The organism is Brucella sp. NBRC 14130, assembly GCF_040371715.1.
Classification (GTDB): Bacteria; Pseudomonadota; Alphaproteobacteria; order Rhizobiales; family Rhizobiaceae; genus Brucella; species Brucella intermedia.
On the sequence record NZ_BAABTE010000005.1, the window covers coordinates 203,899 to 216,049 of the forward strand.

Sequence of the window (12,151 nt, forward strand, 5' to 3'; positions counted from 1 at the left end):
ATGCTGCGCAGCCCATGGAGTGTTCAGGGTATGGACCACGCCAACCTCATGGATCGGGTCTACCGTCGTCAGCGGCATTTCTACGATGCAACCCGCAAATACTATCTTCTGGGTCGCGACCCAATGATTGCGGGGCTGGACGTTCCCCGGAACGGCACGGTTCTGGAAATCGGCTGCGGCACGGGCCGCAATCTGGTGAAGACTGCGGAACATTATCCTGACGTCACGCTCTTCGGCATCGATATTTCCGCGGAAATGCTGGATACCGCCCGCCATGCGGCGGAACGCGCCGGCATCGAAAGCCGCGTCCGCCTCGACCGGGCCGACGCAGCGCAATTCGACCCGGAGCGATTGTTCGGACAAGCGGGCTTTGACCGGATTTTCATTTCCTATGCGGTGTCGATGATCCCGCAATGGCAATCGGTCATCCGGGAAAGCGTCCGACACCTCAATGCGGGCGGCGAACTGCATATCGTCGATTTTGGCGATCAGTCTCGTCTGCCCCGCTGGTTCGCAAAAGCTCTGTTCAAATGGCTGGAATGGTTCCACGTCACACCGCGCAGCGACCTTTTTGCGATTTGCGATCAGCTCGCACAGGAACGGAACGCCACTGTTGAAAAGCGCATTCTGTATCGCGGCTTTGCCTGGATAGCGGTCGTTCGTGCGGCGATGCCAGCCACTTCAACAGATTAGCAGCAAACTTGACCGGCAGACTGGTGACGTCTGCCTCCGGATCGCGTAACCGTTAGAGGACTGATTCGCGACACGGAACCACTATATGAACCGTCTGGCCAGCTGCAGCATTCTCGCCCTCGGCGCTTTACTTCTTTCCGCCTGCACGACGGTGGACTACGACTTTTCCGACGTAAAGAAATCAGGTGGTTCGGTAGCCCGCATTCCACCGCCGTCAGGCCCGGTGAAGGCGCCCCGTTTCGGGGATCGCGACCCGCACGACTGGACCGGCAAGACGCCGTGGCACTATCCGATCCACGGCACGGACGTTTCCAAATACCAGACCAATATTGACTGGAGCGCCGTTCGCGCCAGTGGCATTTCCTTTGCCTTCATCAAGGCGACCGAAGGCGGCGACCGGGTCGATGACCGCTTTCAGGAACATTGGAACGGCGCCCGTCAGGCAGGCATCGCCCGGAGCGCCTATCATTTCTATTATTTCTGCCGTCCGGCGATCGAGCAGGCGCGCTGGTATATTCAAAACGTACCGCGTGACCCCGGCGCGCTTCCGCCCGTTCTCGACATGGAATGGAACCCGCAGTCGCCAACCTGCAAGCTGCGCCCCAACGCAGCCGTTGTGCGCAAGGAAATGCGCATTTTCCTGCAAGCGCTGGAAAAACATTACGGCAAGCGCCCGATCGTCTACACGACGGTCGATTTCTTCGATGACAACGATCTGCGGCAGATGGCGGATTATCCGTTCTGGCTGCGCTCCGTCGCCGGTCATCCTGACGAAAAATACGGACCGCATCCGTGGACGTTCTGGCAATATACCGGCACCGGCTCCATTCCCGGCATCAAGGGCGACGCCGACATCAACGTCTTCGCAGGTGACGCCAATACGTGGAAAAAGTGGCTGGAAAGCAACAAGGTCCGCTAACACGGCCCAGTTTGGCAGTTCACACCAAGTTTTGCTTCATTTCCGGGGCTTGTTGGGGCAATAGCAAAACAATCCTCGGAAGGGAGCCGACTGCTCCCGGTTTATTAGTGTGAGTTACCAATGAAGTTGTTTGCTTCAGTTATCGCAGCCGCCCTGCTGGCATCGACAGCCATGTCCAATGCACAGGCCGCCGCGTCCCCTGCGCCTGCTGCGGCCCCGGCTGAAAACGCCGTCAATCTTCCAAAGCCGGAATGCGAGATCGATTTCGGCCAGTGGATGGACAATCTGACCAAGGAAGCCCGTGACGCCGGTGTCGGCGAGAAGGGCATCGCCGAACTGCACAAGGCCATGCTTGAGCAGAAGGTGCTCGACCGCGACCGCAAGCAGACTGTCTTCAACCTGACCTTCACCGAATTTTCCAAGCGCCTCATCTCGGAAGCGCGCCTGAAGAAGGGCCGTGACAATCTGGTCAAATATGCCGATGTCTTCAAGAAGGTCGAAGATACCTATGGCGTACCGGGACCAGTCCTTGCCGCCTTCTGGGGCCTGGAAACCGACTATGGTGCAATTCAGGGAGATTTCGACACGCTCAATGCGCTTGTCACCCTTTCCTATGACTGCCGCCGCCCGGACCTGTTCCGCCCGCAGCTGATCGCCCTTCTCAAGCTTTTCGATCAGGGGGTCGTCGATGCGGCGACCACTGGCGCATGGGCTGGCGAAATCGGCATGATGCAGCTTCTGCCGAAGGACTATCTTGAACGTGGCGTTGACGGCGATGGCGACGGCAAGGTCGATCTGAAGAACAGCGTTCCCGACGCCATGATGACCGCCGGTCGCATGATCTCGGAACTCGGCTGGAAACGTGGCCAGCCATGGCTCGAGGAAGTTCGCCTCACCAAGGACCTGCCTTGGGAAGAAGCGATCCGCACCAATCGCAAGCCGCATTCCTGGTGGGCTGAACAGGGCGTGACCGGCCTCAATGGTCCGCTCGGTCCGGATGACGGTGATGCGTCGCTTCTGCTGCCGCTTGGCCGCAAGGGACCGGCTTTCCTGTCCTATCCGAACTTCGACGTGTTCGTGGAATGGAACAAGTCCATCGTCTATGCGACCACGGCGGCCTATTTCGCGACCCGTCTGGCGGGTGCGCCTGCCTTCGATCCCGGCACCCCGGTTCCCGGCCTGACGCAGGACCAGCTGAAGGAACTCCAGACCAAGCTGCAGGCGCGCGGCTATGAAATGGGCAAGATCGACGGCGTTTTCGGTGTCGCCACCCGCGATGCCGTGCGCGCCGAACAGTTGCGCCTCGGAATGCCCGCCGATTCCTGGCCAACGCAGGAGCTTCTCGACAAGCTCTGATATTCGACAAGGCGCGGAGTTCAAAGCCCGCGCCTTTTCCTTTCCCGAACTGAAATGCGCCCCATGCTCACAACGCTGTTCGTCGTCCTTCCCGTTTTCGCGCTGATTTTCTCCGGCTGGGGTGCCTTCAGGCTGAAAATTCTCGGGCCGCATGCAATAGCGGAGCTGAACCGTTTCGTCGTCTATCTTGCACTGCCTGCCCTGCTCTTCGACATCATGGCCAATACCCATGGCAGCGAGCTGTGGCAGCCAGGCTTCATCGCAGTGTTTCTGCTTTCAAGCGCCATTGCTTTCGCATTGCCATTTCTGGTGCGGCTGCGCGGAAAAATGCCGCTTGCCGATACCGCGCTGGACGGCCTGAACGCCGCCTATCCCAATACCGGTTATATGGGCATCCCGCTTTCGATGATCGCTTTCGGCTCGGGCGTTCTGGCCGCGACAACCATTTCGATCATCATCACCGTCTGCGTCACCTTCGCTTTTGCCATCGTGCTAATCGAAATCGGCCTGCAAACCGAAAAGAAGCCGCTCCGTCTCATCTGGAAGGTGGTGCTATCCCTGATCCGCAATCCGCTGCTTGTCGCTCCAGCGCTTGGTGCCGTGGTGTCCTTTCTGGGGCTCGCGATCCCACCCCCGGCGGAAACCTTCCTCAAGATGCTCGGCGGTGCCGCATCGCCTTGCGCGCTCGTGGCCCTTGGCCTGTTCCTCGCCCAACCGCGCAAGATCGAACGTGAAAGCGTGAATGCCATCGCCTTCCTGGTCTCGGTGAAGCTCATCGTTCAACCGCTCGCAACCTGGCTGCTGGCGGTCCATGTGTTCGGACTACCGCCCCTGCTGGCGCAGAGCGCCGCGCTTCTCGCAGCCCTGCCGACCGGCACCGGGCCGTTCATGCTGGCCGAGCATTATCGTCGCGAAGCGGCGATAACCTCCAACGTCATCCTCTATTCGACCGTGATATCAGTCCTCACCTTGTCGGCATATCTGGCGCTAATTCGCTGAAATGGGCTAAAAACGTGTCAAAAAAGCTGTGGCAAGTGCGGCGAAAACAGCACCAAACGTGGCAGTTCGATGTCTTTTTCATGAAATGTGAACAAATTTTTCTAGTCAAATATTTCAATAGTTTAGAGGGTAAACAATAGGTTTATTCCCCTATCACGGCAGATTGCAGAACGAAATCTTCTTTTGTTCGGGGCGTTTTGCGCTTAGATTCCGGTTTCCTACCAGCGCGCGTCCGACCAGTCGGGCGCATATGAAGGAGACAGACCAATGGGACTTACGCGATCTTTGAATGTCCTCATGATCTGTGCGGCATTTGCATTTGTTGCAGCGTTGATAGCAGGGGTCATCCCTTAGAGTATGTCTCCCGAAAGTGGGAACCGGTTTCGGGATAAAGACACCAGCCTAAACAGGAAATGCTCTAAGGGAAATGGCCTAAACCATTACGGCGGCTTCGGTTTTTGAGGATAGGTCGACCCGCACGGAAACGAGAAAGCCCGGCGAAATCGCCGGACTTTCTTTTGTTTCAGGCCATTTCCAGCGCTGCTTCCGCCTTCGGCCTTATGCCGATCATATGGCAGATCGCAAAGGGCAGATCGGCGCGATTCATCGTGTAGAAATGGAAATCCTGCACGCCGCGTTCGATCAGATCCATCACCTGTTCGGCGGCAATTGCGGCTGCCACCAGCTGGTGCGTCTGCGGATCGTTGTCCAGCCCGTCGAAACGCTCGGCCAGCCAGGCCGGAATATGCGTCGCCGACCGCGCGCAGAAATTCTTGACCTGCTTGAAGTTGTGTACCGGCAGCACGCCCGGAACGATGGGGATGTAGATGCCTGCGCGGCGAACCCGCTCGACATAACGCTCGTAAAGATCGTTCTCGAAGAAGAACTGGGTGATGGCGCGCGTCGCACCATTATCGACCTTGCGTTTCAGCATATCGATATCAGTTGCAAAATCCGGGCTTTCCGGATGCTTTTCAGGATAGGCGGAAACTGAAATGTCGAAATCCGCAATATTGCGCAGGCCGGAGACCAGTTCGGCACCGTTCTGGTAGCCGCCCGGCGTCGGCACATATTTTTCGCCTATACCCGCCGCCGGATCACCGCGCAGCGCCACGAAACGATTAACGCCAAACGCTGCGAATTCACGCACCACACGGTCGACTTCCTCACGCGTCGCATCCACGCAGGTCAGATGCGCGGCGGGCTTGACGTCGGTTTCCTTGAGAATGCGCGCAACGGTGCGCGCCGTGCGTTCCCGCGTGGAACCACCGGCGCCATAGGTCACCGAAACGAATTCAGGCTGCAACGGGGCGAGCCGCGTGACCGTATCCCAGAGACGCTGTTCCATTTCTTCCGTCTTGGGAGGGAAGAATTCGAACGATACCCGGGTGGTCTGGCCAACGTCCGGTCGGCGGGAAAGACCGTAAAAACCCATCAAACTGTCTCCGTCATGCTCGGAGCATTTTGCAGCCAGATGGAAACATCGGGCGTCGCATAATGCCGTGAATACAAATATTTAGAGTGTGCTTCCGTCTGACTTCATCAAGCCGAAACGCGCTCTATCGTTTTCGACACCGGGTCGGCGATCAGAAGGCGCGGATCGCGGGCAAGCCACAGCTTCACTGTCAGCCCCTGATCTCCGTTGGTAGCCTTCGGCTCCAGCTCCAGTGTCTTTTCCGGTTCAAGACCGGCATCCCTCATCCAGCCCAGCATCTGCTCGTCGCTGAAGCCAAGCCGCAGATGCGCGTGCTCCTCGCGCAGGAACTCAAGCCTGTGCGGTGCAAAATCGACGATCAGCAGCCGCCCGTTGGGGCGCAGCGCCCGCGCGCCTTCCCTGATCGCAGCCAGCGGGTCGTCAAGAAAGTGCAGAACCTGATGAATGGTCACCAGATCGAAACTCTCGCGCTCGACAGGCAGCGCATAGACATCGCCCTGACGAACCTGGGCATTGCCGATTGCCGCCAGATCGAGATTGGCCCGCGCCACGGCAAGCATGTCGCGATTGATGTCGATACCGACGCCGCGAAGGTAAAGCGGCGCAAAAAGCTCCAGCAACCGGCCCGTACCCGTGCCGACATCCAGCATGGCCTGAAACGGCTTGTCGCCGACTATTTTCTTGAGCGCCACTTCGACCGCGTCTTCGGGCACATGCAGCTTGCGTATCTGATCCCAGCTGCCGGCATTGGCGCTGAAATAGGCGGCTGCCTTTTCCTGACGGCTGGACTTCACCTGCGACAGGCGCTCCATGTCGCGCTCGACCAGCGCATCGGCACTGTCGAGGCGCGCCAGAAGCCCGCGCGCCAGATCACCGCTGATCACATTGTCAGCGAGACGGAAATAGGCCCACGCCCCTTCCTGATAGCGATCGATCAGATCAGCTTCGGCCAGCAGCTTCAGATGACGCGAAACACGCGGCTGGGATTGCCCCAATATCGTCGTGAGGTCCGAAACGGTCAGGTCGCCCCGCGCCAACAGCGCCAGAATGCGCAAGCGGCTTGGCTCCGCCACCGCCTTCAACACATCCACCATCTGATCGAGTTGCAGCTGCAAACTGCTCATCACTTGGCCCTCGGGCTGACTAAAAGACATAAAGATATGTTTATATGGAAAACAATTTTGACGCAAGGACTTTTCATGCAGAATGGCGGCGTAAGGGATTCGCAAACGAGCGCCCCACGCCTTACGGATGCACGAAAAACGTTCCAGACAGGAAGCCAAGCGTCGTGCTTCCTGAAATCGGTTCGGATTTTCAGGCGCATGCGGATATGGAAGGAGAGCAGAATGAGCGCAGGCACCAATCGCCAGAAGGCAATCGCCAAGTCCCTGACGCTTCTGCTTCCGGCCGTCCCCTATTCGGACTCCGAACCTATCCGCGCCGCAGCACTTGCTCCGCATATGAAGACGCTGCCGCCTTCCACTGCCGTGTGGCTCGCGACCGTTGCGCATGTGCGCCATTCCCACACCGATTACGACGCGCTGCGCGACGAAGGCTATGACAGGGATTCGGCACGGTTCTTCGTTTTGGATGCGATCAACGCGAAACTCACGGAGTGGCGCTCCACACGGCTCGTCTCGCCGGAGGACGATGAAGTCGTACAGATGTAAACCAGCCGGGATTTACTGTTTTGCCGCCGCACATTTGGGCCGGGTCAACCGCACGGTATATTGCCGTGGACCAACCATGCCTTGCGGTGTCGGCAGGGTGACGATCCTGGCCTTCAACCTGCATGTTCCGACCCGGACATCGTAAGAACCGGAATCCTGTCGGGTGATACTCTGGATGGGCTGGCCCGGAAAGCGCTTTCCGACCGCCTCGGTCACGGAGGCGAGTTCCCGGCCTGCCTCGACATTCGGTGCGAGCACCGCATGAGCAGGGAAAGTAAGCAGCACCATGAATAGGGCCGCCCCCAAAAACGGGACCGCGAACGCATTATGCCTTTGCTTGAAATGCTCTGATCTCAGAAAATATTTCATGAAAACGCCCCATAAAAACTCCCGGATGATAGCGCATCGCGGAATGCAAGGCCACACAATGCATTCAGGCCCGCAATCGTACCGATCCGGGCCTGAAAATATTCCAGCTTGGCGAATGTCAATCGACCGAACCGTGCCCTTGCAGATAGCCGTGCGTGCGCGGGTTCGGCATCACGATACTGACGACGAAGACTACCACCATGATCACGGTCACATACCAGAAGAAGCCGCTTTCCATGCCCTGCTGCTTGAACCACAGCGCCACATATTCCGCCGTGCCGCCAAAAATAGCGTTGGCGATGGCATAGGAAAAGCCGACGCCCAGCGCCCGCACTTCCGCCGGAAACAGTTCTGCCTTCACGATGCCGCTGATGGAGGTGTACATGCTGACGATCGCCAGCGCGATCACGATATAGATGAACGCCCAGAGCGGACTCTGAACCGAACCGATCAGCGTCAGGAGCGGAATCGTCGTCAGGATGGAAATGCCGCCAAACCCGATCATCATCGTCTTGCGCCCGATCTTGTCGGACAATGCGCCAAAGAGCGGCTGCATCAGCATATAGACCAGCAGCACGACGGTCATGGTTTCGCTGGCCGTTTCCTTGCTCATGCCAGCCGTGTTGACCAGATATTTCTGCATATAGGTGGTGAAGGTATAGAAGGCGAGCGAACCGCCAGCCGTGAAGCCGACCACAACGAGGAAAGCCTTGCGGTGGTTCTTCCAGATATTGGCGAAGCTGCCCGCTGCCTTGTTGCTGCGGGTTTCTTCCGTCGAGGTCTCGTGAAGGGTCCGCCGCAGGAAAAGCGCCACGATGGCCGCGACACCGCCAATGGCGAAAGGAATGCGCCAGCCCCAGGCGTGAAGCTCATCCGATGTCAGGAAGAACTGCAGCACCACGATCACCAGAACGGCAAGCAACTGCCCGCCGATCAGCGTGACATACTGGAACGAGGAAAAGAAGCCACGACGACCGGCCAACGCCACCTCGCTCATATAGGTAGCGGTGGTGCCGTATTCGCCACCGACGGAAAGCCCCTGCAAAAGCCGCACAATCAGCAACAGGAATGGTGCCGCAATGCCAATGCTCTGATAGGTCGGCAGAATGGCGATCGCGAAAGAACCGAGGCACATCATCGTGACCGAAATCAGCATGGATGTGCGTCGGCCGAGCCTATCGGCAATGCGGCCAAAGAGCCAGCCGCCGATAGGGCGCATGAGGAAACCAGCCGCAAAAATCGCAGCCGCGTTCAACAACTGGCTGGTCTGGTCTTCGGCGGGAAAAAACTGCGACGCAAAGTAAAGCGCGCCGAAGGAATAGACGTAAAAATCGTACCACTCCACCAGATTGCCCGATGCGCTGGCCACGATGGCAAAGACGCGGCGGCGCGTGTCATGGGCATCATGTGCCGCTTCGATCTCGCCATTGGCGTCAGCATGCATTTCTGCATTGTTCATTCTGAAAACTCCCGATAGCGGGCAGTTGTCGAACAGCCCGCAAGCCGCCGGTCCCATGCGGGATGACCGAAATCGGCGATTGTTTCACTTCACAAACATAAAAAGCGATCCGCGTTTCAGTCGAAAGGCAGCCTCGCATTTGAAATGTCCTCCCGGTCAAAATCATGCCGTCTGAATCGCTGGCGATGACAGACGGTCCTTGAACCGGCGGTCTCGGTGTTCATTCCCAACGAAGAATATAAACGGAGCAAGAGCATCGAAACCGGCCTCCTGAACGAAATCGCGACGGGATGAAACGCATCACGGCGTTGCGATCACAGGCTCCATATCTAGAGCGGTTTCAGGATGCGGCCAGACCATAGGAACAAAATCGTTTGCATGCAATCTATTACAATATGAGAAATTGCTAAATGAAACGGCTGGCAGCGCCGCCTGTTCCAGAGACGATGCAACCCTTTGAAATAACAAATAAATAATTGAGATCGCCCGCACGGGCAATCGATCAATTCCCCGTGTGGAGCGACCTTTGAGACAGTTATTTCTTTTGAGCGACCAGAAAAATACGCGGAAAACGCAACAGCACTTTTCCGTCGACCGTCGCTGGATAATGCGGCGCGATCTGCTCTTTGTAGGCCTCCAGATAGTCGGCCTGTTCCTGCTCATCGAGCGGATCGAGAAAAGGCCGCAAACCTGTCCCCTTCACCCATTCCACAATGGCATCCACGCCATCCAGCGGATGGTTATAGATCGTATGCCATAGATCGATCCGTGCAGCCTGGCTGGCCAGTGCGTTGTAATATTCCGCCACCGGCGGCAAAGGCTCCCTGCCCTCGGTGCCGATCTTGGCGGCAAAGGCTTCCGTTCTGGCCACGTCGCGCATGCCGACATGCGTGGGCTCACCCATATTATCCGGCATCTGGACGGCCAGCACTGCGCCGGGACGAAGCAGCGACAAGAGGCGCTTCATCTGCGCGATGTGATCGGGAAGCCACTGGAACACGGCATTGGAGAAAAGAACATCGGTCTGCGCATCCGGCTCAAAGCTCGTCACGTCGCCGATGGTGAAATCAACATGCGGCAGGCGCGCCCTGGCCTTTTCGATCATGTCGGGTGATGTGTCGAAGCCGGAGACATGGGCGTCTGGCCAACGTTCGGCCAGAAGCTCCGTCGAATTGCCCGGGCCGCAGCCGATATCGACAACCTTGCGCGGCGCGTCGAGCGGTATCCGGGCCAGAAGATCACGCGCCGGGCGACTGCGTTCGTCTTCAAACTTCAGATATTGCTTTGCGGACCAGTCTTTCATCCTGTCTCCCTTCATCAAACGACAAGGCCGGCGCTATGCACCGGCCTTTTGAGAGTAATTAACGAGTGAGCGGCTTATAGGTAACCCGCTTGGGATTGACGCTATCCGGTCCAAGACGGCGGATCTTGTCGGCTTCGTAATCCTCGAAGTTTCCTTCGAACCATTCGACGTGGCTGTCGCCTTCGAATGCGAGGATGTGCGTCGCCAGGCGGTCGAGGAACATGCGATCGTGGCTGATGATAACGGCGCAGCCCGCGAAATTTTCGAGCGCATCTTCAAGCGCGCCGAGCGTTTCCGTATCGAGATCGTTGGTCGGTTCGTCGAGGAGCAGGACATTGCCGCCGGATTTCAGCATCTTGGCCAAGTGAACGCGATTGCGCTGACCGCCCGAAAGATTGCCGACCTTCTGCTGCTGGTCACCGCCCTTGAAATTGAACGCACCGCAATAAGCGCGGGAGTTCATTTCAAACTTGCCGAGCTTGATGACGTCATTGCCGCCGGAAATTTCTTCCCATACGGTCTTGTTGGCGTCGAGTGCGTCGCGGCTCTGGTCCACATAGGAAAGGTGAACCGTGTCGCCGATGCGAACCGAACCCTTGTCCGGCTGATCCTGCCCCGTCAGCATCTTGAAGAGCGTCGATTTACCGGCGCCGTTCGGGCCGATCACCCCGACAATGCCGCCAGCCGGAAGTTTGAAGCTCAGATCGTCGATCAGCAGGCGGTCGCCAAAGCCCTTCGACAGGTTCTCAACCTCGATGACCACCTGACCCAGACGCTCGCCCACCGGGATGATGATCTGCGCGTCGCCGGGGCGGCGTTCTTCCGCGCTCTTGACCAGTTCGTCATAGGCCTTGATACGCGCCTTGGACTTGGCCTGACGCGCCTTCGGGCTTGCTGAAATCCACTCGCGTTCACGCGACAGCGCCTTTTCACGCGCTGCTTCCTCGCGGCCTTCCTGCTGCATGCGCTTGGCCTTGGCTTCCAGATAGGCGGAATAGTTGCCTTCATACGGAATGCCGCGACCACGGTCGAGCTCGAGAATCCAGCCCGTCACATTGTCGAGGAAGTAACGGTCGTGGGTGATGATCAGCACCGAACCCGGATATTCGCGCAGGTGCTTTTCCAGCCATGCGGTCGTTTCGGCATCCAAATGGTTGGTCGGTTCGTCGAGAAGCAGCAGGTCGGGCTTGGAAAGCAGAAGCTTGCAAAGCGCCACGCGACGCTTTTCACCACCCGAAAGCTTGGACACGTCCGCATCGCCCGGAGGGCAGCGCAGCGCTTCCATGGCCATTTCCACCTGGCTGTCCAGATCCCAGAGGTTCTGGCTGTCGATGATGTCCTGCAGCTTTGCGCCTTCATCCGCCGTTTCGTCGGAATAGTTCATCATCAGTTCGTTGTAACGGTCGATGATCGCCTTCTTCTCAGCGACGCCTTCCATCACATTGCCGAGCACATCCTTGGACGGATCGAGTTCCGGTTCCTGCGGGAGATAACCGCAGGTCGCGCCTTCGGCGAGCCACGCCTCGCCGGTATATTCCTTGTCGAGACCGGCCATGATCTTGAGCACGGTCGACTTACCGGCGCCGTTGGGACCGAGAATGCCGATCTTGGCGTCAGGGTAGAAGGAGAGATGAATGTTCTCCAGAATCTTCTTGTTGCCATAGGCCTTGTTGAGGCCGGACATGTGATAAATGAACTGGCGTGCCATAAAGCGCGTCGTCTCCGCAGGTTGAGAAGCGCGGGTCGCCGATCAGGTCGAACCGCGCGGAAATTGCTGAGGCGTATGTAGGCCAAATATGCCCCGGAAGCAAACGCCAACCCGCGAAATGGAAGCAGCCGGAACCACCAGTCCGCATCTGCTCGAGAAACAAATATAATGAAACCGGGCGCGGATATTTCCGTCACCCGGTTTCCCCTCTGGCCACCGTCCGCGAAAGTTTCCTCCCTT

At 58.0% G+C, this 12,151-nt stretch carries 11 protein-coding genes; 5 read left to right on the forward strand and 6 right to left on the reverse strand.

The window, feature by feature from the left end; all coding sequences use genetic code 11:
- The 4 genes from ABWW28_RS12065 to ABWW28_RS12080 all read left to right on the forward strand — a co-directional run bounded on the left by ABWW28_RS12065 (position 1) and on the right by ABWW28_RS12080 (position 3,967).
- A complete protein-coding gene (locus ABWW28_RS12065; RefSeq protein WP_025090510.1) occupies positions 1-693 on the forward strand; it encodes a class I SAM-dependent methyltransferase in 693 nt (230 codons plus the stop codon).
- An 85-nt stretch (positions 694-778) separates the two neighbouring features.
- On the forward strand, positions 779-1,612 hold the full coding sequence (locus ABWW28_RS12070; protein ID WP_006467237.1) for a glycoside hydrolase family 25 protein: 834 nt from the start codon (positions 779-781) through the stop codon (positions 1,610-1,612).
- A gap of 120 nt (positions 1,613-1,732) precedes the next feature.
- Positions 1,733-2,968, forward strand: a complete 1,236-nt coding sequence (locus ABWW28_RS12075; protein ID WP_021586894.1) for a lytic murein transglycosylase — start codon at positions 1,733-1,735, stop codon at positions 2,966-2,968.
- Between the two features lie 63 nt (positions 2,969-3,031).
- On the forward strand, positions 3,032-3,967 hold the full coding sequence (locus tag ABWW28_RS12080) for an AEC family transporter (protein WP_021586895.1): 936 nt from the start codon (positions 3,032-3,034) through the stop codon (positions 3,965-3,967).
- Between the two features lie 523 nt (positions 3,968-4,490).
- Here the strand turns inward: ABWW28_RS12080 and metF are convergent.
- Both metF and ABWW28_RS12090 read right to left on the reverse strand, forming a co-directional pair.
- Positions 4,491-5,402, reverse strand: a complete 912-nt coding sequence (metF, locus tag ABWW28_RS12085) for a methylenetetrahydrofolate reductase [NAD(P)H] (RefSeq protein WP_021586896.1) — start codon at positions 5,400-5,402, stop codon at positions 4,491-4,493.
- Between the two features lie 107 nt (positions 5,403-5,509).
- On the reverse strand, positions 5,510-6,526 hold the full coding sequence (locus ABWW28_RS12090; protein ID WP_021586897.1) for an ArsR/SmtB family transcription factor: 1,017 nt from the start codon (positions 6,524-6,526) through the stop codon (positions 5,510-5,512).
- Positions 6,527-6,748: 222 nt separating this feature from the next.
- Here ABWW28_RS12090 and ABWW28_RS12095 point away from each other — a divergent pair, with 222 nt between their 5' ends.
- A complete protein-coding gene (locus ABWW28_RS12095) occupies positions 6,749-7,072 on the forward strand; it encodes a DUF2293 domain-containing protein (protein WP_021586898.1) in 324 nt (107 codons plus the stop codon).
- 12 nt (positions 7,073-7,084) lie between these two features.
- Here ABWW28_RS12095 and ABWW28_RS12100 read toward each other — a convergent pair whose 3' ends face one another.
- The 4 genes from ABWW28_RS12100 to ettA form a co-directional block, all read right to left on the reverse strand.
- Positions 7,085-7,360 (reverse strand): hypothetical protein, encoded by a 276-nt coding sequence (locus ABWW28_RS12100; protein WP_235694383.1) that lies wholly within the window; start codon positions 7,358-7,360, stop codon positions 7,085-7,087.
- 199 nt (positions 7,361-7,559) lie between these two features.
- Positions 7,560-8,900, reverse strand: a complete 1,341-nt coding sequence (locus ABWW28_RS12105) for an MFS family transporter (RefSeq protein ID WP_021586900.1) — start codon at positions 8,898-8,900, stop codon at positions 7,560-7,562.
- Positions 8,901-9,435: 535 nt separating this feature from the next.
- Positions 9,436-10,203, reverse strand: a complete 768-nt coding sequence (tam, locus tag ABWW28_RS12110; protein ID WP_021586901.1) for a trans-aconitate 2-methyltransferase — start codon at positions 10,201-10,203, stop codon at positions 9,436-9,438.
- 58 nt (positions 10,204-10,261) lie between these two features.
- Positions 10,262-11,911, reverse strand: a complete 1,650-nt coding sequence (ettA, locus tag ABWW28_RS12115) for an energy-dependent translational throttle protein EttA (protein WP_021586902.1) — start codon at positions 11,909-11,911, stop codon at positions 10,262-10,264.
- Between the last annotated feature and the right edge of the window lie 240 nt (positions 11,912-12,151).